The sequence below is a fragment of the Aquabacterium sp. T101 genome, from assembly GCF_057219775.1.
This window is the reverse complement of record NZ_JBXVVZ010000002.1, coordinates 352,830-374,073: the sequence shown is the minus strand read 5'-3', so window position 1 is coordinate 374,073 and position 21,244 is coordinate 352,830. Positions and strand designations below refer to the sequence as shown.

The following is a 21,244-nucleotide window of genomic DNA, read 5'->3' as shown; positions in this document are numbered from 1 at the left end:
CCGGCCCGCCCCTGTCATCAAGACACACCCCATGGGTCCGCTCGACGCGATCTGGCACCTGATGAACTTCTTCGCGCCCGCCGTGGGCGTGGCGGTAGTCACGACCCTGCTGGCCAAGCTGCTGTGGCGGCGCCAGCTGGCCGGTGCGGGCGTGGCGCGGCTGGTCGCCTGGTCGTCCGGCGCGGGCGCAGCGGCCCTCGTGGCGGGCCTGGTGGCCTTCGGGCGAGACGGGCGCATGGGCACGTACGGTCTGCTCGTCGCGGCCACGGCGGTGGCGCTGTGGTGGGCCGGCTTCATGCGCCGCTGAGACGCGCGCTTCAGGCGGTCACCGATTCCGCGGCCACCACCTCGCCGCGCAGCGAATGCGGCAGCGCCTCGGTGATGCGCAGGTCCACCATCTGCCCGACCAGCCGCGGCATGCCCCGGAAGTTGACGATCCGGTTGCATTCGGTGCGTCCCATCAGTTCGGTGCGGTCCTTGCGGGACGGGCCTTCCACCAGCACGCGCTGGACCGTGCCCACGCGCGACGCGGAGATCCGGCGCGCCTGCTCCTCGACTCGGGCCTGCAGCGCCTGCAGCCGCGCGAGCTTCGTCGCCTGCGGCGTGTCGTCGGGCAGGGCGGCGGCCGGCGTGCCGGGGCGCGCCGAGAAGACGAACGAGAACGAGCTGTCGAAGCCGACGTCCTCGATCAGCTTCATCGTGCGGTCGAAGTCGTCCTCGGTCTCGCCCGGGAAACCGACGATGAAGTCCGACGACAGGCTGATGCCGGGGCGCACGGCGCGCAGCTTGCGCACCGTGCTCTTGTATTCCATCGCCGTGTAGCCGCGCTTCATCGCCGACAGGATCCGGTCGCTGCCGTGCTGCACCGGCAGGTGCAGGTGGCTCACCAGCTTGGGAAGCCGGCCGTAGGCGTCGATCAGGCGCTGGGTGAACTCGTTGGGATGGCTGGTGGTGTAGCGGATGCGCTCGACGCCCGGGATGTCGTGCACGTACTCCAGCAGCAGCGCGAAGTCGGCGATGTCCGCGCCCTCGCCCATGCGCCCGCGGTAGGCATTGACGTTCTGGCCCAGCAGCGTGACCTCGCGCACGCCCTGGTCGGCCAGGCCCGCCACCTCGGTGAGCACGTCCTCGAAGGGGCGGCTCACCTCCTCGCCGCGCGTGTAGGGCACCACGCAGTAGGAGCAGTACTTGGAGCAGCCTTCCATGATCGAGACGAAGGCGCTGGCGCCTTCCACGCGGGCCGGCGGCAGGTGGTCGAACTTCTCGATCTCCGGGAAGCTGATGTCGACCTGCGCGCGCCCGGCGGCGCGGCGGGCGTCGATCATCTGCGGCAGCCGGTGCAGCGTCTGCGGGCCGAAGACCAGGTCTACGTAGGGCGCGCGCTCGACGATCGCCGCGCCTTCCTGGCTGGCCACGCAGCCGCCCACGCCGATGAGTACGCCACGCTGCTTGAGGTGCTTCACGCGCCCGAGGTCGGAGAACACCTTCTCCTGGGCCTTCTCGCGCACCGAGCAGGTGTTGAACAGGATCAGGTCGGCCTGCTCGACGTCGGTGGTGGGTTCGTAGCCGGCGGCCTCGCGCAGCACGTCGGCCATCTTGTCCGAGTCGTACTCGTTCATCTGGCAGCCGAAGGTCCGGATGAAGACCTTCTTCGGGCCGCCGCTCACGGCTTGCTCCAGCGCTGCAGGGTCGGATCGAAGATCCACGCCTGGGCCTCCGCGGGCGTGCGCGGCCAGGGGGTCTTGGCGGCCTCGGCCGGCGTCAGGATCCAGACGTCCTGGACCTGGCCCATGCCGTCGAGCGTGTAGTGCACCAGCAGCTTCTGCTCCAGCAGGCTGCCCGACAGCACCAGCATGTTCTGCGCGCTGCGGACCCGGGCTCCCGGGGCCAGCCGGACCGGCGCGCCGTTGAGGCGGGCCTCCGGCGGCGCGACGACGACCAGCTCGCCGCGCAGGGCGGTCCGCTCGAAGGTGCGCTGGGCCTGGGCCGGCAGGGCGGCGGCCAGGGCAATCACGGCAACGGCGACACAGCGAATCATGGTGTGGATCCAGGGGCTGTGGAAAAAGCGAGGCCCGAAGGCGCAGGGCGCCGTCGGGCCGGGAGTCTGGTGGCGCTTCAGGGATTCGAACCCCGGACCTGCGGATTATGATTCCGTCGCTCTAACCGACTGAGCTAAAGCGCCTGAGCCCGCAATTATAGCGGCGGCGAATTGGCTGTCCGGCGCATGCAGGCCGGCCCGACCGGACCTGTCCAGGATGTTCAGCTTTTTCCGCAAGAAGGGCGCCCCGCCGGTGCCGACGCCGCCGGGTGCCGTGACGCCACCGGCGCCGCCGGCGGCCGCGGCACAGCCCGCCTCGGCGCCCGAGCGCCGGGGCTGGATGTCGCGTCTGTCGGCCGGGCTGCGCCGTACCGGCAGCAGCATCGCGCAGGTCTTCACCGGCGCGCGCATCGACGACGCGCTGTACGAGGATCTCGAGTCGGCCCTGCTGATGGCCGACAGCGGCGTGCGCGCCACCCAGTTCCTGCTCGACGACCTGAAGAAGCGGGTGCGCCAGAGCGGCACCGCCGACCCCGCCGCCGTGAAGGGCCTGCTGGCCGACGCGCTGGGCGACCTGCTGGCGCCGCTGGAGCGCCCGCTGGAACTGCGCCCGGAGGGAGTGACCGTGATGATGGTCACCGGCGTCAACGGCGCCGGCAAGACCACCACGATCGGCAAGCTGACCCGACACCTGGCCGAGGGCGGGCAGAAAGTGCTGCTGGCCGCGGCCGATACGTTCCGCGCCGCGGCTCGGGAGCAGCTGGCCGTCTGGGCCGACCGCAACCAGGTGCAGATCGTCAGCCAGGAGGGCGGCGACCCGGCGGCGGTGGTGTTCGACGCCGTGGTGGCCGGGCGCTCGCGCGGCTGCGATGTCGTCATCGCCGACACGGCGGGGCGCCTGCCGACCCAGCTGCACCTGATGGAAGAGCTTCGCAAGATCAAGCGCACGATCGGCAAGGCCATGGACGGCGCGCCGCACGAGGTGCTGCTGGTGGTGGACGGCAACACCGGCCAGAACGCCCTGGCCCAGGTGAAGGCGTTCGACGACGCGCTGGGCCTGACGGGCCTGGTCGTCACCAAGCTGGACGGCACCGCCAAGGGCGGCGTGCTGGCCGCCGTGGCGCTGTGGGCCCGCGAGCGGGCGGGCGGGCCGGTGCCGGTGTACTACATCGGCGTGGGCGAGAAGCTCGAGGACCTGGAGACCTTCTCCGCGCGCGAGTTCGCGCAGGCCCTGCTGTCCTGATCGGCGGCCGCGTTCAGCGTGCGCCCTGCTGGCGCTTGGCGGGATCCAGCGGCATGCGCCCGCTGTCGAGGTCGTCGAACCAGGTCGAGGGCGGGGGCTCCTGCCGCGGGCTGTGCTCGTCGATCGCCACCACCTCCGGCAGGGGGATCGCCACGGGTCCTGCGCCCGTTCGTTGCGGACGGGCCGGCGCCGGTGGGGCCGCTACCTCTACCGTCGGCACGCCGGTGCGCTGCAGGATCTGGTCTCGCGCGGCCTGGGGCGACGGCAGGGCCTCCTCGCGCCAGGAGAACACCTTGACACCGGCGGCCTTCAGCACACGGGTCATGCGCGCCCGCCGGCGGTCCGAGCGTTCGCTGTCGCGGATGGTCTGCAGCATGACGGCGCCGATCACCAGCGATGCCCGGTCGCAGATGACGAAGTCGGCACACAGGTGACCGACCCGGGTCAGCCACTCGGCATACGAATGGCGCCGCGGCACCTTGATGAAGCGCGCCAGCGGCACCTGGGCAAAGATCATGCACTCCGGCAGGGCCTTGGCCAGCACGTCGTGCGCCGACCGTTCGCCGCTGGTGAGCAGGCGCGTCACCTCGGGAGGCCAGGCGGCCAGGGTGTCGACGTCGTCGCGGACCCGCCGCGCGCCGCCGGCTTCCGCGTCGGCACTCTTGTGCCGGCCGCGCAGCACGAGGTAGGCGACGAGGGCCACCAGCACGGCGACGCCGGCGATCAACAACACATCGAGTGACATGGTCCCGTTCGGAAGGATGCAATGGCGCAGTCCGCCACTGTTACACGATACGGCGGCGCGAGGATGACAGCCATCCCCATAACGTAACGGTTTGAACGCGCCGCCGGCCCGTTCCGGCGCGGTGTCAGCGCGGCAGACCCTTCATGCCGGCGCCGCCCATGCCGCCGAAACGCCGCATCATCTTGGCCAGCCCGCCGCCCTGCATCTTCTTCATCATGCCGCGCATCTGGTCGAACTGGTTCAGCAGGCGGTTCACATCCTGCACCTGCACCCCGGCGCCGGCGGCGATGCGGCGCTTGCGGCCGGCCTTGATCAGCTCGGGCTTGCGCCGCTCCAGCGGCGTCATCGAGCAGATGATGCCCTCCATGCGGCGCACGTCGCGTTCGGCGCGGTCCATGTCCGCCTGACCGAGCTGGCCGGCACGGGCCGTCAGCTGCGACGGCAGCTTGTCCATCAGCGACGACAGCCCGCCCATCTTCTTCATCTGCGAGATCTGAACCAGGAAGTCGTTCAGGTCGAAGCCGTCGCCGGACTTGAGCTTGTCGGCGACCTTCTTCGCGGCGTCGAGGTCGACGCCCTTCTGCACCTCCTCGACCAGGGCGACGATGTCGCCCATGCCGAGCACGCGGCCGGCGTGACGCTCGGCGTCGAAGACCTCGAGGCCGTCGATCTTCTCGGAGACGCCGGCGAACTTGATCGGCGCGCCGGTGACCTGCCGCACCGACAGCGCCGCGCCGCCGCGGGAATCGCCGTCGAGCTTGGTCAGCACCACACCGGTCAGCGGCAGGGCTTCCTTGAAGGCCCGCGCCGTGTTCACCGCGTCCTGGCCCTGCATCGCGTCGACGACGAACAGCGTCTCCACCGGGTTCAGCGCGGCGTGAAGCTCGCGGATCTCGGCCATCAATGCTTCGTCGATCGCCAGCCGGCCGGCGGTGTCCACCAGCAGCACGTCGAAGTAGTGGCGCCGTGCATGGTCGAGCGCCGCCAGCGCGATCTCGCGCGGCTTCTGGTCGGGCGTGGACGGGAACCACTCGGCGCCCGCCTGCCGCGTCACGGTCTTGAGCTGCTCGATCGCCGCCGGCCGGTACACGTCGGCCGACACTGTGAGCACCTTCTTGCGGCGCTTCTCGATCAGGTGCCGGGCCAGCTTGGCGGTGGTGGTGGTCTTGCCGGCGCCCTGCAGGCCTGCCATCAGGATCACCGCCGGCGGCTGCGTGGCCAGGTCGATGTCGGCGACGCCGTCGCCCATCGTCGCCGCCAGCTCCTTGTGGACGATGCCCACCAGGGCCTGTCCCGGGTTGAGCGAGCCGACCACTTCCTGGCCAAGCGCCTTGTCCTTGACCCGGGCCACGAACTCGCGCACCACCGGCAGCGCCACGTCGGCCTCGAGCAGCGCCATGCGAACCTCGCGCAGCATGTCGGCGACGTTCGATTCGGTGATGCGGGCCTGGCCGCGCATCGTCTTGACGAGGCGCGACAGGCGGTCGGTGAGGGCGGAGGCCATGCAATCGCTCGCCGCGGTGCCCGGGCGGGACGTCGGCGAAAGTAAACTGACCGCATGAGTGTAGCGACGCCCACCCCCCCGGCCGCACCCCGATGGGCCTGACCCTGCCCTGGATGCTGGGTCTGGCCGCGATGCTGGCCTACACGGCGGCCGCCTGGCCGGTGCGCGTCAAGATGCGCTGGCCGGACGCGGCGCTGGCCATCGGCTGGGTCGCTCACGGCCTCGCGCTGTGGCTCGACGTGGCGGGCTTCGGCAGCGACGTCGCAGGCGCGCGCTTCGGCTTCGCCCCGGCCCTGTCTGCCACCGTGTGGATCGTCATTGCGGTGCATGCGGTGGAAAGCCGCCTGCTGCCCGTGCCCGCGGTGCGCCTGCTGCTGGCGACCTCGGCCGCCGTGGTGGTGCTGCTGGCCGCGGTCTATCCCGGCGAGGCCCGGCCGCACGCGTCGTCGGGCGCGGCCTGGCTGCCGCTGCACTGGTTGCTCGGCGTGGTGTCCTACGGCCTGTTCGCGGTGGCCGTGCTGCATGCATGGCTGCTCGACGGTGCCGAGCGGCGCCTGCGCACCGCGGCGGGGTCGATGCCCGCGCGCGCGCCCGGCGGTTCGATCCCGTTGCTCCAGCTCGAGCGCCTGACCTTCCGCTTCGTCGAGGTGGGCTTCGCGGTGCTGAGCGTGGCGTTGCTGCTGGGTGCGCTGCTCACGCCGCAATGGCGCCTGGACCACAAGACGGTGCTGTCGCTGCTGGGCTGGGCCACCTTCGCCGTGCTGATCCTGGGACGCCACCTGCGTGGCTGGCGCGGGCGGCACGCCACGCGCTGGGTCTATGCGGGCGCCCTGCTGCTGCTGCTGGCCTACGTGGGGGCGCGTTTCGTGATCGAGGTGCTGCTGCAGCGCGGGGCCGTCGCATGAAGTATTTGCTGGTGCTGCTGGCGGTCGTGCTGCTGCTGTGGATGCTGTTCGGCCGCAGCCGGACCCGGCGCTCCAGCGGCGAGGCCAAGCCGTCGCGTCCGGCGGCCGGGCCCGAGGCCATGACGCGCTGTGCCCGCTGTGGCGTGCACCTGCCGCGCAGCGAGGCGCTGCTGTCCGGCGGGCAGGTGTACTGCTGCGCCGAACATCGCGACGCCGGGCCGCGCTCGGACGACCGATGACATCGTCCCCGCCGCCTCGCGAGCGGCGTCGCGTCGAACGCCGCCGTACGGACCGACGCAGCGACGCCCCCGAGTTCTCGGCCACCCTGACCGAGGAGTCGCTGTTCGATGCCATGGGTGCCGGTGGCGAGGGCGTTCCCCGGCCGCAGGACGGTGCCGACAGCGTCGGCGGCACGCGGGGCGAGGCCGACTGGGGTGCCAGCTCCATGCCGGCCGACAGCCCCTACCTTGCTCGGCAGGCGCGGCGCATCGTCGGCGCGGGGGACTCGAGCTTCGAGCGGCTGTATGCCATCTTCCTGGGCGCCCGGGCGGCCCTGGGACTGGCTCTGCTCGGGGCCCAGATCGTCGGCCTGGCGCTGGGCACCCGCTCGCTGGCCGGCGGCGTGATCAGCCTGGCCTACGCCGTACAGGCCCTGACGCTGTGGCTGCTGCCGCGCTTTCGCCGCATCGCGCCGGCGAGTGCGTCGACGACGCGCCTGTCGCGCCGGCAATGGGTGGCCACCATCGGCTTCGACCTGCTGGTGTTCTCCTCGCTGCACTGGCTGGCTGCGGCCGGCAGCTTCAACTACGCCCCGCTGCTCGTGCTGCCCGCACTGATGGCGGGCGTGCTCACGCCGCGCGTGCCGGCCATGGCGGCGGCGGCGACCGCCTCGCTGGTGCTGCTGTCCACGTCCTGGTACTGGAGCGGATCGATCTCCGAGGCGACCACCGCCCTGGCGCCCGCGGCGCTGACCGGGATCGGGCTGTTCGTCATCACGCTGCTGGCCGGCGAGCTCGCGCTGCGCCTGGCGCGCGAGGAGATGACGGCGCGGGGCAGCCTCGAGCTGGCGCGCCAGCAGGCCCAGCTCAACCGGCTGGTGATCGAGGAGATGGCCGACGGCGTGATGGTCGTGGACCGCCGGGCGCGCGTGCGCGCCGCCAATCCCGCCGCCCGGCGCCTGCTGGTGGCGCAGGGCATCGGCCAGCCGGCGCCCTTCCAGCTGCAGGACGAGCCGGCCTGGCGGGAGCTGGCCGAGCGCGTGGCCCACGCCTTCGAGTCCCTGACCTGGCCCGAGTCGTCGCGCGACGTGCAGCTGCCGTTCGAGGCCGGTCAGGTGCGCACGCTGCGACTGCGCGCGCGCTTCACGCGGCCGCGCTCGCGTTCCGGTGGCGACGCGGGCAAGGAAGTGTTCTGCGTGCTGTTCCTCGAGGACCTGCGCAGCGTGCAGGCGCGCAACCGCCAGGAGAAGCTGGCCGCGATGGGTCGCGTGTCCGCCGGCATCGCGCACGAGATCCGTAATCCGCTGGCTGCCATCGCCCAGGCCAACGCACTGCTGCGCGAGGAGACCACCAGCCCGGAGCAGGACATGCTCACCGCGATGGTGGCCGACAACGTCGAGCGGCTCAAGCGGATCGTCGACGACGTGATGGAGGTGGCCCCCGGGCCCGGTGCCAACCCGCGGCCGATCGACCTGGGCGCGGAAGTGGGGCGCATCGTGTCCGACTGGGCACGCACCAGCCAGCTGCCGCTGGGCACCGGCAGCCGCCTGCGCGTCCAGCTGCCGCACGACCCGCTGGCCGTGCTGTTCGACGCCGAACACCTGCGCCGCGTGCTCGTGAACCTGCTCGACAACGCGCGGCGCTACGCCAGCGACAGGCCGGGCGCGATCTCGCTCGTGGCCGAGGACCGCGGCGGCGGCCAGGCCCGCCTGTCGGTGGCCAGTGACGGCGATCCGATACCGCCGGACATCGAGCCCTTCCTGTTCGAGCCGTTCTTCTCGACGCGCAGCCGGGGCACCGGGCTCGGCCTGTATATTTGCCGCGAGCTGTGCGAACGCTACGGCGGCAGCATCGACTACTGGCAGCACCCGGCCGGCGCCCCGCACAGCAACGAGTTCGTGGTGGTGATGCGCGTCGTGTCGGGTGCCGCGCTGCCTCCCAAACAGGACCGCCTGCTGCCGTGACCCAGAACGCCTCCGCGCACTACAGCCTGCTCGTCGTCGACGACGAGCCGGACCTGCGAACCCTCTACGAACTGACGCTGCTGCGCGAGGGCTACGAGGTCGAGACCGCCGGCACGGTGGAGCAGGCGCTGCAGCAGCTGCGCGACCGCACGTACAGCGCGGTGATCACCGACATGCGGCTGCCCGACGGCAGCGGGCTGGACGTGCTGGCCTGGATCGAGCAGCAGGCCACGCGGCGAGAGAAGGCCATCGTCATCACCGCCTACGGTTCGGCCGAGAACGCCGTCGAGGCGCTGAAGGCGGGGGCCTACGACTACCTCACCAAGCCGGTCGACCTGCGCCAGTTCCGGTCGGTGGTCGCCTCGGCGCTCGGGCGCGCGCCGCAGTCCGCGCCGACGGTGGTGCCGTCCAGCCTGCCCAGCGCCCAGCCGGCGGCCGCGCGGGTCGTCCGCGAGGAGCCGGCGCGCCGCGGCGGCGACGCGCCGCGCGCCGACGCGGTGCCGCCAGCCCTGCGTCGCCTGTCGGGCAAGTCGGTGGCCATGCAGCAGGTGCGCACGCTGATCGAAAAGGTGGCTCGCAGCATGGCGCCCGCGCTGGTGCAGGGGGAGTCGGGCACCGGCAAGGAGCTGGTCGCGCGCGCCATCCACGACGTGAGCGCGCGGGCGGCCGGCCCGTTCATCGCGGTGAACTGCGGCGCGATCCCGGAGCACCTGCTCGAGGCAGAGTTCTTCGGCTACCGCAAGGGCGCCTTCACCGGTGCCAACGAGGACCGCGAGGGCTTTTTCCAGGCGGCGCACGGCGGCACCCTGTTCCTCGACGAGATCGGAGACCTGCCGCTGGCGATGCAGAGCAAGCTGCTGCGCGTGATCCAGGAGCGGTCCGTCCGACCCGTGGGCGCGGTGGTGGAAGCGCCGATCAACGTGCGCGTGGTCAGCGCCACGCACAAGGACCTGGCCGAGGAAGTGGCCGCCGGGCGCTTCCGCCAGGATCTGTACTACCGCCTCAACGTGATCCAGATCCGCGTGCCCCCGCTGCGCGAACGCCTCGAGGATCTCGGCCCCATCTGCGCCGCGGTGCTCGAGCGCATCGCCCGCGACGCCGGCCAGTGGCCGCCGCCGGTGCTGGCGCGCGACGCCTTCGACGATCTCACCCACCACACCTTCCCGGGCAACGTGCGCGAGCTCGAGAACATGCTGCATCGCGCGGTCGCGATGTCCTCCGGCGAGGTGATCGAGCGAGCCGACCTCGGCCTGGCCACCGAACTGGTGGTCGAGTCCGACCCGGGCGAGGTGGACGCCCGCCTGGCGGCGCTGCGCTCGGCGCCGGCGCTGCCGGTCGAAGGCGCGCTGCCCGACAACCTCGAGGCCTACCTCGATGCGGTCGAGCGCGACATCCTGTCGCGCGCGCTGGAGCGGCACCGCAACAACCGCACCGCCGCGGGCGCCAGCCTCGGCCTGTCGCTGCGCCAGATGCGCTACCGGATGGCCCGCCTCGGCGTCGTCGTCGCCGGCAACGACGGCGACTGAGCCGGCCTTGAAGCGCGCGACCTGGCAGCGCGGCTGGTGGCGACATGCCGCCCGCCACGCGTCACCCAACTTCGGGCCACGCCCGGCCGGCATGCCGGTGTCGCTGGCGATCGTGCACTCGATCAGCCTGCCGCCCGGCGAGTACGGCGGCGACGCCGTGGCGCAGCTGTTCACCAACCGGCTCGACACCGACGCCCATCCCTACTACGCGCAGCTCGAAGGCCTGAAGGTGTCGGCGCACTTCTTCGTGCGCCGCAGCGGCAAGGTGTTTCAGTTCGTGTCCTGCGACGACCGGGCCTGGCATGCCGGGCCGTCGCACTGGAGGGGGCGAGAGGGCTGCAACGACTGGTCGATCGGCATCGAACTCGAGGGTCTCGAGGGCCTGACATTCGAGCCGGCGCAGTACCGGTCGCTGGCCCGGCTGCTGCGCTCGGTGGCGGCCCGCTACCCCGTGCGCGAGGCGGTCGGTCACGAGCATGTGGCGCCGGGACGCAAGCGCGACCCCGGCGAGCGCTTCGACTGGCGCTGGCTCGCGCGCGAACTCGGCACAGGCTGGTCGGTCGGCGTCGCCACGAACCATCGCTGACGCTCAATCCCTTGTCCGAACCATCCGGACAAGCCCGTAGCGTCTACACTACCGCTAGTGTTTAAATACGAGCCGGGCCCCAGATCTAGTGTCCGTCATCCCCGTGCACTCCACCGGCTCTCCACACCTTTTCCACATGTCAGCGCATGTCGACCGCTCGGGCGTCGCATGCCTTTCCCGACCTGAATCGTCCTGCGCCGGCTCCAACGGCGCCTGACACCTCTTCGCACCGGAGCTCCCCCACATGCAGACTGTCGTCACCAGCCCGACGCTCGCAAGCCCGTTCCTCGGCGCCGCCAGCGACGCTCCCGCCACCAGCGCCTATCAGGGCTACCAGATCATCCGCCGCAACGGTGCGGTCGTCGTGTTCGAGCCGAACAAGATCGCCGTGGCCCTGATGAAGGCCTTCCTGGCGGTACACGGCACGCAGGGTGCGGCGTCGGCCAGCGTGCGCGAGACAGTCGAGGGCCTGACGGAAGCCGTGGTGCGCGCGCTGCTCCGGTCGCGCCCGGGTGGCGGCACCTTCCACATCGAGGACGTGCAGGACCACGTCGAACTCGGGCTGATGCGCGGCGGCCATCACGAGGTGGCGCGGGCCTACGTGCTGTACCGGGAGCGTCGTGCGCAGGAGCGCGCCAAGCAGGCGCAGAAGGACGGTCGCGAGGCCCGCCCGGCGGCTGCCGCGCTGCACGTGATCGACGGCGGCCAGCGCGTGCCGCTCGACGAGGCGCGCCTGCAGGAGCTGGTGGAGTCGGCCTGCGCCGGCCTCGGTGCCGACGTCCGGCCCGAGCCGATCCTGGCCGAGACCCGGCGCAACCTCTACGACGGCGTGCCGATCGACGAGGTCTACAAGGCGTCGATCCTGGCGGCGCGCACGCTGATCGAGAAGGAGCCCGCCTACACGCGGGCGACGGCGCGTCTGCTGATGCACACGATCCGGCGCGAGATCATCGGCGGCGAGGTCACGCAGACCGAGATGGCCCAGCGCTACGCCGAGTACTTCCCGACCTTCATCAAGAAGGGCATCGCCGCCGAGCTGCTCGACGACAAGCTGGCCCAGTACGACTTGGCGCGCCTGGGCGCGGCGCTCAAGGCCGAGCGCGACCTGCAGTTCGACTACCTCGGCCTGCAGACGCTGTACGACCGCTACTTCCTGCACATCGACGACGTGCGCATCGAGATGCCGCAGGCGTTCTTCATGCGCGTGGCGATGGGCCTGGCCCTCAACGAGATCGACCGCGAGGCTCGGGCGATCGAGTTCTACGAGGTGCTGTCGAGCTTCGACTTCATGTCCAGCACGCCCACGCTGTTCAACAGCGGCACGCAGCGCTCGCAGCTGTCGAGCTGCTACCTCACGACCGTGGCGGACGACCTGGACGGCATCTACGAGGCGCTCAAGGAGAACGCCCTGCTGTCCAAGTTCGCGGGCGGCCTGGGCAACGACTGGACCAACGTGCGCGCCCTGGGTTCGTACATCAAGGGCACCAATGGCAAGAGCCAGGGCGTGGTGCCGTTCCTGAAGGTCGTCAACGACACGGCCGTGGCCGTCAACCAGGGCGGCAAGCGCAAGGGGGCCGTCTGCGCCTACCTGGAGAGCTGGCACCTGGACATCGAGGAGTTCCTCGACCTGCGCAAGAACACCGGCGACGACCGTCGGCGCACGCACGACATGAACACCGCGAACTGGATTCCGGACCTGTTCATGCGGCGCGTGATGGAAGGCGGCCAGTGGACGCTGTTCTCCCCGTCCACCTGCCCGGACCTGCACGACAAGTTCGGCAAGGACTTCGAGGACGCCTACACCGCCTACGAGGCCAAGGTCGACCGCGGCGAGATCAAGCTCTTCAAGCGCATGGCCGCGAAGGACCTGTGGCGCAAGATGCTGTCGATGCTGTTCGAGACCGGGCATCCTTGGATCACGTTCAAGGACGCCTGCAACGTGCGCAGCCCGCAGCAGCACGTCGGCGTAGTGCACTCGTCGAACCTGTGCACCGAGATCACGCTCAACACCAATGACAGCGAGATCGCGGTCTGCAACCTCGGCTCGGTCAACATGGTCCAGCACCTGAAGGACGGCCAGATCGACCAGGTCAAGCTGAAGAAGACCGTGTCGACTGCGATGCGCATGCTCGACAACGTGATCGACATCAACTACTACGCGGTCAAGAAGGCGCGCGATTCCAACCTGCGCCACCGCCCGGTGGGCCTGGGGATCATGGGCTTCCAGGACTGCCTGTACCAGCTGAAGGTGCCCTACGCCAGTGCCGAAGCGGTGGAGTTCGCCGACCGCTCGATGGAGGCGGTGTGCTACCACGCCTACTGGGCGTCCACCGAGCTGGCGGCCGAGCGCGGCCGCTACTCCAGCTATCGCGGCAGCCTGTGGGACCGTGGCATCCTGCCGCAGGACTCGCTCAAGCTGCTGGCTGAACAGCGCGGCGGCTACGTCGAGGTGGACTCGTCCGAGTCGATGGACTGGAACGCGCTGCGCCAGCGCATCGCCGCCCACGGCATGCGCAACAGCAATTGCGTGGCCATCGCGCCCACGGCGACCATCTCCAACATCATCGGCGTCGACGCGTCGATCGAGCCGTCGTTCGGCAACCTGTCGGTCAAGTCGAACCTGTCGGGCGAGTTCACGGTGGTGAACGAGTACCTGGTGCGCGACCTGAAGGCCCTGGGCCTGTGGGACGACGTGATGGTCATGGACCTGAAGCACTACCAGGGCTCGCTGCAGCCGATCGACCGCGTGCCGGAGTCGCTCAAGGCCCTGTATGCGACCGCCTTCGAGATCGACGCCACGTGGCTGGTGGAGGCCGCGTCGCGCCGCCAGAAGTGGATCGACCAGGCCCAGTCGCTGAACATCTACATCGCTGGCGCGTCGGGCAAGAAGCTCGACGACACCTACAAGCTGGCGTGGCTGCGCGGCCTGAAGACGACCTACTACCTGCGCACCAAGGCGGCCACGCACGTCGAGATGAGCACGGTGACCAAGAGCACGCACAACGCCGTGTCGTCCTCGTCGTCGGGTGGCCTGTCGGCGCTCGACGCGGTGGCGGCGCAGGCGCGCATGCAGGTCGGCGAAGCAGCGGCGGCCACCGACATCAAGTTCTGCGGCGTCGACGATCCGACCTGCGAGGCCTGTCAGTGAAAGACGCGGCTCGAGCACGATGCTTGAGCGCAACAACGTGGGCGCGCGAATGTCAAGAAGTGCTTGGTGTTCGCGCGCAACACTCCGATAATCCGCGACCATAGAAAGCACCTGAACACATGCTGGTCTGGGAAGACAACGTCAGCAGCAAGACGCCCGTACCGATCCGCACCGCGAGCTCCGGGCTCGCCGAGCCGTCCCTCGCAGACGTGCGGTCCGTGGCACCTTCATCCGTCCCGACATCGGTCGCTGCGCAGCCTTCGGCGCCAGCCTCCTCCCGCCGCGTCAACGCCGCGGACAAGCGCATCATCAACGGCCAGACGGACGTCAATCAGCTCGTCCCGTTCAAGTACAAGTGGGCCTGGGAGAAGTACCTCGCCACCTGCGCCAACCACTGGATGCCGCAGGAGATCAACATGTCGCGCGACATCGCGACCTGGAAGGATCCGAACGGGCTGACCGAGGACGAGCGCCGCATCATCAAGCGCAACCTCGGCTTCTTTGTCACTGCTGATTCGCTGGCGGCCAACAACATCACCCTGGGCACCTATCGCCACATCACGGCGCCCGAGTGCCGGCAGTTCCTGCTGCGCCAGGCGTTCGAGGAGGCGATCCACACCCACGCCTACCAGTACATCGTCGAGAGCCTGGGCCTGGACGAGGGCGAGATCTTCAACGCCTATCACGAGGTGTCGTCCATCCGTGACAAGGACGAGTTCCTGATCCCGTTCATCGACGCGATCATGGACCCGAACTTCCGCACCGGCACCCAGGAAGCCGACCAAACGCTGCTCAAGAGCCTGATCGTCTTCGCGTGCCTGATGGAAGGCCTGTTCTTCTACGTCGGGTTCACGCAGATCCTGTCGCTGGGCCGGCAGAACAAGATGACCGGCGCGGCCGAGCAGTACCAGTACATCCTGCGCGACGAGTCGATGCACTGCAACTTCGGCATCGACCTGATCAACCAGATCAAGCTCGAGAACCCCCATCTGTGGACGGCGGCGTTCAAGGCCGAGATCAAGTCGCTGTTCCTGAAGGCGGTCGAGCTCGAGTACCGCTACGCCGAGGACACCATGCCGCGCGGCGTGCTCGGTCTGAACGCCTCAATGTTCAAGGGCTACCTGCGTTACATCGCGAACCGCCGCGCCACGCAGATCGGCCTCGAGGAGCTCTTCCCGAACGAGGAGAACCCGTTCCCGTGGATGAGCGAGATGATCGATCTGAAGAAGGAACGCAACTTTTTCGAGACGCGCGTGATCGAGTACCAGTCGGGTGGCGCGCTTTCGTGGGAATGATTGGAGTCTGTTGAATATCGGGTGCGGGGACCGAAGAGTCCTCCGCTCGAAGTGAGAGATCAAGAACCCGCAGTGGGGGGCACGAGGCCGACAGAAGCCGAAGCCAATCACTGCTCCCCCGTTCACTGCATCGGGAAACCGGCCGCAAGGCCGTCCAATCCAGGGCAGTGAATCGCTGCGACAAGGTCGAGCTCGACGGTCGCGGTGTTTTTGCAACTTGATCAAGGAGATCGAAATGGCAACTGCGAAGAAGGCCGCCAAGAAGCCGGCGGCGAAGAAGGCCCCGGCGAAGAAGCCGGCGGCGAAGAAGCCGGCCGCCAAGAAGGCGGCGAAGAAGCCGGCGGCGAAGAAGGCCGCGAAGAAGCCGGCGGCGAAGAAGCCGGCCGCGAAGAAGCCCGCGGCGAAGAAGCCCGCGGCGAAGAAGGCTGCCAAGAAGGCCGTCAAGAAGGCTGCCAAGAAGCCGGCTGCGAAGAAGAAGCCGGCTGCCAAGAAGGCTGCCAAGAAGCCGGCTGCCAAGAAGGCCAAGCCTGCTGCTGCTGCGAAGAAGCCTGCGGCGCCTGCCGCTGCGGCTGCCGCTCCTGCGGCACCCGCGGCGAAGACGACCCTGAGCCCTGCGGCCGCCTGGCCGTTCCCGACGGGCAACAAGCCCTAAGGCGCGGCTCATCGCCAAGCGACAAACCCGGCCTCGGCCGGGTTTGTTTTTTGTGCGGGGCGCGCCGTGACGCGCAGGCTGCCGTGACGACCGCGGTCGTCAGGACTTCTCGGCCATCACCTCGGTGTCGGGGAACGCCATCGGCATCGTGGGTGCGGACTGCACCAGCGTGGCGGCGTCAGGGCGCGCGTCGGCCAGGGCCTTCTCCGCGCGCTCGCGTCGCTCTTCGGCTGTCGTCGAGGCGGCGGCCACCGGCGTGGCCGCGCTGCCGCGCACGCTGTGCGTGCGACGGATCGCCGCGATGGCCTGATTGAGCTGGGCGATCTGCTCGCGCGCCTGCGCGGACCGTTCGATGGCGCCGTTGCGTGCCTGCTCGGCGCGCTCGATGCGCTGACGCAACATGTCGATGGTCCGGTTCATGTGCCAGTGGCAGGCCACCGCGCCGGCTGTGGCGCCCGCGATGGACGCGCCGGAGAACCAGAGCCATTGAAGCGAATCCATGACGGGTCGATATGCGAGGTCGTTTCCGTCAATGTAGCTGCGTGTTTCGGACGCAGCGCGAGACTTCCTCTACGACTCGAGCACGGAAGTCTCAATCCGGTGATTTTGCCCACCGCGATGGGCGATCTTGATCGCCCCCAGCCGGTTGCCCAGCGCGGCCGCGCGGGCCAGCGGCCAGCCGCGCTCCAGCGCATAGAGAAGTCCTGCACGGAACGCGTCGCCGCAGCCTGTCGGGTCCACGATCTCGCGCGCCGCGACGCCCGGCACCAGGGTGCGTTCGCCGCGCTGCCAGAGTTCGCAGCCCTGGTCGGCCAGGGTCACGACGATGCCCTCGATGTTGTCCCGCATCGAGGTCTGCGCCAGGGACTCACCGGTGCGCTCGCACAGCATGCGCGCCTCGTAGTCGTTGACGGCGACCCATCGCGCCAGGCCGAGCATCTCGCGATGCTCCGCGCCGTCGAACTGCGGCAGCTGCTGGCCCGGGTCGAAGATGAAGGGGATGCCCTCGGCATGCATCTGGCGCGCATGCTGCGCCATCGCGTCGCGGCCGTCGGGGGCGATGATGCCGATGGCCAGGTCGGGCCGCTGCGCGCGCGACGGCACGCGGGCGTTGTGCGCCAGGCTCATCGCGCCCGGATGGAAGGCGGTGATCTGGTTGTTGTCCTGGTCCGTGATGATCATGCACTGCGCGGTGTGGTGGTCCGGCTCGCGCAGCACCACCGACGTGTCGATGCCCAGGGCGTGCAGCCGCGCGAGGTAGGCGTCGCCGTCGGTGCCGAGCGCGGCCAGGATCACGGGCTCGCCGCCCATCATCTTCAGGGTGTAGGCGATGTTTCCCGCACAGCCGCCCCACTCGCGCCGCAGCGTGGGCACCAGGAAGGACACGTTCAGGATGTGCACCTGCTCGGGCAGGATCTGCTGGGCGAAGCGCCCCGGGAAGTTGGTGATCGTGTCGAAGGCAAGAGAACCGCAGATCAGTGCAGGCATGGAGCAGGGGCTTTCAAGGGTAGAAGAGTTCGACCGTGTAGCCGGCCACGCGCGTGTCGCCGAGGTCCAGCACGGCCAGGGCCGTCCAGTCCTCGCCCGGGGCCAGGCGTTGAGGTGACGGGCCGCCGAAGTCGGACACCCGCAGCACGCGCCGAGCCACGACGTCGCCACGCAGGTCGGTCAGGGTCAGGTCGAGTGCCGGCGTGAGCACCGGGGTGGTGGCGCGATTGCGCAGGGCCACCTGCAGACGGTAGAGCGGGGCGCCCTCGACGCGGGTCAGGCCGCTGCTTTCGACGACCAGCGCCTCCAGCACCCGGGGCGCGTCGATCTCGCAGCCGAGCAGGGCGCAGGCCGACTGCAGCAGCGGCGCGGCGGCCGGCCAGCGCGCCGCCAGTTCGTCGCGCTGATGCACGGCCACCTGCGTGCCCAGGATCAGCGCGAGCAGCAGGGCCAGCACCGCCAGCGCGCGGCGCACACGCGGACGCTGCCACTGGGCCGCCCGTGCCTCCTCGCGCAGGAAGCTCGGCGCCGGCTCGGCCGGCACGTCGGTCAGCGCCAGCGCCTCGTCGGGCACCTGGCTGTCGACCAGGTCGAGCGAGTAGCCGCTGGCGGGGGACGACTTCGCGAACGAGGACTCCACCCTCGAGTCGGCCTGGGTGTCGATGGCGGTGATGGTGGAGTCGTGCTCGCCCTCGTTGCGCGACGCGGGGCCGGCGGCCGGGGCGTCAACGTCGAAGTCGACCTCGATCGGTGCGGAACCTGGCGTCACCGCTTCCGGCTCCGGGTCGGCCAGGTCGGCCGGACGCGGGTCGAACGCCGCGGCGGCGGCCGCAGCCGGCGGCGCCAGGGAGGCCGGCGAGGCCTGCGCAGCGGATGGCGATGGCAGCGGCGCCGCGGCCTCGCGTCCCAGCGGCATCGGCCCCGAGCTGCCTTCGAGGTCGAACAGGCCTTCCAGTGCGTTGAACACCTCGCCGCAGCGGCCGCAGCGCACCCAGCCCTCGGACACCTTGAGCTGGTCCTGCACCACGCGGAACACGGTTCCGCAGGCGTTGCAGCGGGTGGCCAGGCTCATGCGCGGCGTCCGGCGCGGCCGGTCATCAGGATCCAGCCGTCCTCGCGGTCCGACACGTCGAGCCGGCACCAGGGCTCGTATGCGGCGCGGATCTCGTCGGCCTGCCGCTCGAGGATGCCGGCCAGCACCAGCGGTGCGCCGTCGGCGAGGTGGCCGGCCAGCAGCGGGGCCAGCAGCTTGAGCGGCTGCGCCAGGATGTTGGCCAGCACCAGGTCGTAGCGGCCGGCGGCGCGGTCGGGCAGTCCGGCCTGCAGCGTCACGCCATTGGCCTGCGCATTGGCCCGCGTCGCCTCCACCGCGGCCGTGTCGATGTCCACCGCGTCGATGGCCTGCGCCCCGTGCAGCGCGGCACCGATCGCCAGGATGCCCGAGCCGCAGCCGTAGTCGAGCACGCGCGGCCACGGGGCCGCGTGGGCCGCGATCCAGCGCAGGCACATGCGCGTGGTGGGGTGCGTGCCGGTGCCGAAGGCCAGCCCCGGGTCGAGGCGGATCACGCGCTCGGCCGCCGCGGGCGCCTCGTGCCAGCTCGGCACGATCCAGAACGTGGGCGTCACCGGCACCGGCGCGAACTGGGCCTGCGTCACGCGCACCCAGTCCTCGTCCGGCACGGGCTGCAGCGCACCCACCTGCACGCCGGCGGCCCAGTCCTGGGCCAGCAGCAGCGTTGCGGCCTCGGTGGCGGTGGCCTCGTCGGCGAAGAGGGCGCGCACGGTGGAGCGCTGCCACGCGCCGCGCGGCGCCGGCAGGCCCGGCTCGCCGAAGAGGGCCTGCTCGGCGTCGCTGTCGGCGTCGGCGTCTTCCACCGACACCGACAGGGCGCCCAGCTCGTCGCCCAGCGCGTCGCTGACCGGCTCGACCAGGGACTCGCCCACGCGCAACACGAGCTCGTGCATCAGCGCCCCCGCATCACCTCTTGTGCTGCGCCATCCACCCTTCGAGGTAGTGGATGTTGGTGCCGCCCTCGACGAACTTGGCGTCCACCATCAGCTCGCGGTGCAGCGGGATGTTGGTCTGGATGCCCTCGACCACGGTCTCCGACAGCGCGGTGCGCATGCGCGCCAGCGCCTGGTCGCGGGTGTCGGCGTGGACGATGATCTTGCCGATCATCGAGTCGTAGTTCGGCGGCACGAAGTAGTTGGTGTAGGCGTGCGAGTCCACGCGCACGCCGGGGCCGCCCGGCGGGTGCCACATCGTGATGCGGCCCGGCGACGGGGTGAACTTGTACGGGTCCTCGGCGTTGATGCGGCACTCGATCGCGTGCCCGCGCATCTGGATCTGGCGCTGGGTGAAGGGCAGCTTCTCGCCCGCGGCCACGCGGATCTGCGACTGCACGATGTCGATGCCCGTCACCAGCTCGGTGACCGGGTGCTCCACCTGCACGCGCGTGTTCATCTCGATGAAGTAGAACTCGCCGTTCTCGTACAGGAACTCGAAGGTGCCCGCACCGCGGTAGCCGATCTTCTTGCAGGCGGCGGCGCAGCGGTCGCCCACGCGCTCGATCACGCGGCGCGGGATGCCCGGCGCCGGCGCCTCCTCGATGATCTTCTGGTGCCGCCGCTGCATCGAGCAGTCGCGTTCGCCCAGCCAGACCGCGTTCTTGTGCTCGTCGGCCAGCACCTGGATCTCCACGTGGCGCGGGTTCTCCAGGAACTTCTCCATGTAGACGGCCGCGTTGCCGAAGGCCGCACCGGCCTCGGATCGCGTGGTCTGCACGGCGTGCAGCAGCGCCGCCTCGGTGTGCACCACGCGCATGCCGCGCCCGCCGCCGCCGCCGGCCGCCTTGATGATCACCGGGTAGCCGATGCCGCGGGCGATGCGCACGATCTCCTTCGGGTCCTCGGGCAGGGCGCCCTCGGAGCCGGGCACGCAGGGCACGCCGGACTTGATCATCGCCTGCTTGGCCGAGACCTTGTCGCCCATGATGCGGATCGACTCGGGCGTGGGGCCGATGAAGACGAATCCGCTGCGCTCCACGCGCTCGGCGAAGTCGGCGTTCTCGCTGAGGAAGCCGTAGCCGGGATGGATGGCCTCGGCGTCGGTCACCTCCGCGGTGGAGATGATGGCCGGCATGTTGAGGTAGCTCTGCGCCGACGGGGCCGGGCCGATGCACACCGCTTCGTCGGCCAGCTTCACGTACTTGGCGTCGCGGTCGGCCTCGGAATAGACCACCACCGACTTGACGCCCATCTCGCGGCAGGCGCGCTGGATGCGCAGCGCGATCTCGCCGCGGTTCGCGATAAGGATCTTCTTGAACATGGGTCGGGCCGCCGGGTCAGCCGCGGCGGTCGATCATGAACAGGGGCTGGCCGAACTCGACCGCCTGGCCGTTCTCGACCAGGATCTTGGTGATGGTGCCGCTCTCGTCGGCCTCGATCTCGTTCATGATCTTCATGGCCTCGATGATGCACAGCGCCTCGCCGGCCTTGACCGTCTGGCCCACCTCGGCCAGCGGCTTGGCGCCCGGGCTGGCCGAGCGGTAGAAGGTGCCCACCATCGGCGACTTCACGACATGGCCGTCGTCGGCGGCCGCCGCAGGGGCCTCGCCGGCGGGCGCCGGGGCCGCGTCGGCCGGCCGGCTGGCGGCCGGAGCCGCGGCCACCGGGGCGGCCATCACCACCGGGGCGGCCATCGGCACGGCGGCGCCAGGCACCGCCTTGACGATGCGCACCTTGCCGTCGGCTTCGGTGATCTCCAGTTCGGAAATGTTGGACTCCGACACGAGGTCGACCAGGGTCTTGAGCTTTCGCAGGTCCATCGATAGTTCTCCGTGGGGTCTGACGCCCCGATTCCGCCCTCCGGCGGCCAACGTGGATCGGACGAACGGCCCCCGCAGGGGCCGCGGACCACCCGGGAGCGGGCG

The 21,244-nt window shown here is 70.3% G+C and carries 20 protein-coding genes and 1 tRNA gene; 10 read left to right on the top strand and 11 right to left on the bottom strand.

What is annotated here, in order from left to right; genetic code table 11:
- Positions 1-31: 31 nt before the first annotated feature.
- Positions 32-307, top strand: coding sequence for a hypothetical protein (locus tag AC2EAQ_RS08810; protein ID WP_484642277.1), 276 nt, complete (start codon positions 32-34; stop codon positions 305-307).
- A gap of 10 nt (positions 308-317) precedes the next feature.
- On the opposite strand, the gene miaB is transcribed toward AC2EAQ_RS08810, so the two are convergent.
- The 3 genes from miaB to AC2EAQ_RS08795 form a co-directional block, all read right to left on the bottom strand.
- Positions 318-1,667, bottom strand: coding sequence for a tRNA (N6-isopentenyl adenosine(37)-C2)-methylthiotransferase MiaB (gene miaB / locus AC2EAQ_RS08805; protein ID WP_484642274.1), 1,350 nt, complete (start codon positions 1,665-1,667; stop codon positions 318-320).
- Positions 1,664-2,038, bottom strand: coding sequence for a hypothetical protein (locus AC2EAQ_RS08800; RefSeq protein WP_484642272.1), 375 nt, complete (start codon positions 2,036-2,038; stop codon positions 1,664-1,666). The genes miaB and AC2EAQ_RS08800 overlap by 4 nt, the downstream gene beginning before the upstream one ends.
- 67 nt (positions 2,039-2,105) lie before the next feature.
- Positions 2,106-2,182 (bottom strand) — tRNA-Met (locus AC2EAQ_RS08795).
- A gap of 73 nt (positions 2,183-2,255) precedes the next feature.
- Here AC2EAQ_RS08795 and ftsY point away from each other — a divergent pair.
- Positions 2,256-3,281 carry a signal recognition particle-docking protein FtsY gene (ftsY, locus tag AC2EAQ_RS08790; protein ID WP_484642270.1) on the top strand — a complete coding sequence of 342 codons (1,026 nt, stop codon included), beginning with the start codon at positions 2,256-2,258 and terminating at the stop codon, positions 3,279-3,281.
- Positions 3,282-3,294: 13 nt separating this feature from the next.
- Here ftsY and AC2EAQ_RS08785 read toward each other — a convergent pair whose 3' ends face one another.
- Together AC2EAQ_RS08785 and ffh are read right to left on the bottom strand one after the other, a co-directional pair.
- Positions 3,295-4,026: a DUF2726 domain-containing protein gene (locus AC2EAQ_RS08785; protein WP_484642268.1), complete on the bottom strand. Its 732-nt coding sequence runs from the start codon at positions 4,024-4,026 to the stop codon at positions 3,295-3,297.
- Between the two features lie 124 nt (positions 4,027-4,150).
- Complete coding sequence (gene ffh / locus AC2EAQ_RS08780) at positions 4,151-5,530, bottom strand: signal recognition particle protein (RefSeq protein WP_484642263.1); 1,380 nt, start codon at positions 5,528-5,530, stop codon at positions 4,151-4,153.
- A gap of 92 nt (positions 5,531-5,622) precedes the next feature.
- Between ffh and AC2EAQ_RS08775 the strand changes: the two genes are divergently transcribed.
- The 8 genes from AC2EAQ_RS08775 (at position 5,623) to AC2EAQ_RS08740 (ending at position 15,824) form a co-directional block, all read left to right on the top strand.
- Positions 5,623-6,435 carry a cytochrome C assembly family protein gene (locus AC2EAQ_RS08775; RefSeq protein WP_484642261.1) on the top strand — a complete coding sequence of 271 codons (813 nt, stop codon included), beginning with the start codon at positions 5,623-5,625 and terminating at the stop codon, positions 6,433-6,435.
- Positions 6,432-6,674, top strand: a complete 243-nt coding sequence (locus AC2EAQ_RS08770) for a PP0621 family protein (protein WP_484642257.1) — start codon at positions 6,432-6,434, stop codon at positions 6,672-6,674. Before AC2EAQ_RS08775 ends, AC2EAQ_RS08770 begins: the two co-directional genes overlap by 4 nt.
- The gene (locus AC2EAQ_RS08765; RefSeq protein ID WP_484642254.1) at positions 6,671-8,617 is read left to right on the top strand and encodes a sensor histidine kinase; all 1,947 of its coding nucleotides are present in this window, start codon (positions 6,671-6,673) and stop codon (positions 8,615-8,617) included. The genes AC2EAQ_RS08770 and AC2EAQ_RS08765 overlap by 4 nt, the downstream gene beginning before the upstream one ends.
- Complete coding sequence (locus AC2EAQ_RS08760; protein WP_484642250.1) at positions 8,614-10,143, top strand: sigma-54-dependent transcriptional regulator; 1,530 nt, start codon at positions 8,614-8,616, stop codon at positions 10,141-10,143. Before AC2EAQ_RS08765 ends, AC2EAQ_RS08760 begins: the two co-directional genes overlap by 4 nt.
- 7 nt (positions 10,144-10,150) lie before the next feature.
- Positions 10,151-10,729 (top strand): 1,6-anhydro-N-acetylmuramyl-L-alanine amidase AmpD, encoded by a 579-nt coding sequence (gene ampD, locus AC2EAQ_RS08755; protein WP_484642246.1) that lies wholly within the window; start codon positions 10,151-10,153, stop codon positions 10,727-10,729.
- Between the two features lie 244 nt (positions 10,730-10,973).
- Positions 10,974-13,877 carry a ribonucleoside-diphosphate reductase subunit alpha gene (locus tag AC2EAQ_RS08750; RefSeq protein WP_484642244.1) on the top strand — a complete coding sequence of 968 codons (2,904 nt, stop codon included), beginning with the start codon at positions 10,974-10,976 and terminating at the stop codon, positions 13,875-13,877.
- Between the two features lie 119 nt (positions 13,878-13,996).
- The gene (locus tag AC2EAQ_RS08745) at positions 13,997-15,172 is read left to right on the top strand and encodes a ribonucleotide-diphosphate reductase subunit beta (RefSeq protein ID WP_484642240.1); all 1,176 of its coding nucleotides are present in this window, start codon (positions 13,997-13,999) and stop codon (positions 15,170-15,172) included.
- A 235-nt stretch (positions 15,173-15,407) separates the two neighbouring features.
- Positions 15,408-15,824 (top strand): histone, encoded by a 417-nt coding sequence (locus tag AC2EAQ_RS08740; RefSeq protein ID WP_484642787.1) that lies wholly within the window; start codon positions 15,408-15,410, stop codon positions 15,822-15,824.
- Positions 15,825-15,923: 99 nt separating this feature from the next.
- Here the strand turns inward: AC2EAQ_RS08740 and AC2EAQ_RS08735 are convergent, their stop codons facing one another.
- From AC2EAQ_RS08735 to accB, 6 genes are all read right to left on the bottom strand, one after another.
- The gene (locus AC2EAQ_RS08735; RefSeq protein ID WP_484642239.1) at positions 15,924-16,325 is read right to left on the bottom strand and encodes a PilN family protein; all 402 of its coding nucleotides are present in this window, start codon (positions 16,323-16,325) and stop codon (positions 15,924-15,926) included.
- A gap of 69 nt (positions 16,326-16,394) precedes the next feature.
- Complete coding sequence (locus tag AC2EAQ_RS08730) at positions 16,395-17,312, bottom strand: carbohydrate kinase family protein (protein WP_484642236.1); 918 nt, start codon at positions 17,310-17,312, stop codon at positions 16,395-16,397.
- A gap of 13 nt (positions 17,313-17,325) precedes the next feature.
- A complete protein-coding gene (locus tag AC2EAQ_RS08725) occupies positions 17,326-18,384 on the bottom strand; it encodes a zinc-ribbon and DUF3426 domain-containing protein (RefSeq protein ID WP_484642234.1) in 1,059 nt (352 codons plus the stop codon).
- Positions 18,381-19,277: a 50S ribosomal protein L11 methyltransferase gene (gene prmA, locus AC2EAQ_RS08720; protein ID WP_484642231.1), complete on the bottom strand. Its 897-nt coding sequence runs from the start codon at positions 19,275-19,277 to the stop codon at positions 18,381-18,383. Before prmA ends, AC2EAQ_RS08725 begins: the two co-directional genes overlap by 4 nt.
- Before the next feature lie 13 nt (positions 19,278-19,290).
- Complete coding sequence (gene accC, locus AC2EAQ_RS08715; RefSeq protein WP_484642229.1) at positions 19,291-20,640, bottom strand: acetyl-CoA carboxylase biotin carboxylase subunit; 1,350 nt, start codon at positions 20,638-20,640, stop codon at positions 19,291-19,293.
- Positions 20,641-20,656: 16 nt separating this feature from the next.
- Positions 20,657-21,139, bottom strand: coding sequence for an acetyl-CoA carboxylase biotin carboxyl carrier protein (gene accB / locus AC2EAQ_RS08710; RefSeq protein WP_484642225.1), 483 nt, complete (start codon positions 21,137-21,139; stop codon positions 20,657-20,659).
- Positions 21,140-21,244: the final 105 nt, after the last annotated feature.

Coding starts and splice junctions, on each gene's coding strand:
- AC2EAQ_RS08810 (WP_484642277.1), top strand. CDS start 32: ATGGGTCCGCTCGACGCGATCTGGCACCTGATGAACTTCTTCGCGCCC.
- AC2EAQ_RS08800 (WP_484642272.1), bottom strand. CDS start 2,038: ATGATTCGCTGTGTCGCCGTTGCCGTGATTGCCCTGGCCGCCGCCCTG.
- ftsY (WP_484642270.1), top strand. CDS start 2,256: ATGTTCAGCTTTTTCCGCAAGAAGGGCGCCCCGCCGGTGCCGACGCCG.
- AC2EAQ_RS08785 (WP_484642268.1), bottom strand. CDS start 4,026: ATGTCACTCGATGTGTTGTTGATCGCCGGCGTCGCCGTGCTGGTGGCC.
- ffh (WP_484642263.1), bottom strand. CDS start 5,530: ATGGCCTCCGCCCTCACCGACCGCCTGTCGCGCCTCGTCAAGACGATG.
- AC2EAQ_RS08775 (WP_484642261.1), top strand. CDS start 5,623: ATGGGCCTGACCCTGCCCTGGATGCTGGGTCTGGCCGCGATGCTGGCC.
- AC2EAQ_RS08770 (WP_484642257.1), top strand. CDS start 6,432: ATGAAGTATTTGCTGGTGCTGCTGGCGGTCGTGCTGCTGCTGTGGATG.
- AC2EAQ_RS08765 (WP_484642254.1), top strand. CDS start 6,671: ATGACATCGTCCCCGCCGCCTCGCGAGCGGCGTCGCGTCGAACGCCGC.
- AC2EAQ_RS08750 (WP_484642244.1), top strand. CDS start 10,974: ATGCAGACTGTCGTCACCAGCCCGACGCTCGCAAGCCCGTTCCTCGGC.
- AC2EAQ_RS08745 (WP_484642240.1), top strand. CDS start 13,997: ATGCTGGTCTGGGAAGACAACGTCAGCAGCAAGACGCCCGTACCGATC.
- AC2EAQ_RS08740 (WP_484642787.1), top strand. CDS start 15,408: ATGGCAACTGCGAAGAAGGCCGCCAAGAAGCCGGCGGCGAAGAAGGCC.
- AC2EAQ_RS08735 (WP_484642239.1), bottom strand. CDS start 16,325: ATGGATTCGCTTCAATGGCTCTGGTTCTCCGGCGCGTCCATCGCGGGC.
- AC2EAQ_RS08730 (WP_484642236.1), bottom strand. CDS start 17,312: ATGCCTGCACTGATCTGCGGTTCTCTTGCCTTCGACACGATCACCAAC.
- AC2EAQ_RS08725 (WP_484642234.1), bottom strand. CDS start 18,384: ATGAGCCTGGCCACCCGCTGCAACGCCTGCGGAACCGTGTTCCGCGTG.
- prmA (WP_484642231.1), bottom strand. CDS start 19,277: ATGCACGAGCTCGTGTTGCGCGTGGGCGAGTCCCTGGTCGAGCCGGTC.
- accC (WP_484642229.1), bottom strand. CDS start 20,640: ATGTTCAAGAAGATCCTTATCGCGAACCGCGGCGAGATCGCGCTGCGC.
- accB (WP_484642225.1), bottom strand. CDS start 21,139: ATGGACCTGCGAAAGCTCAAGACCCTGGTCGACCTCGTGTCGGAGTCC.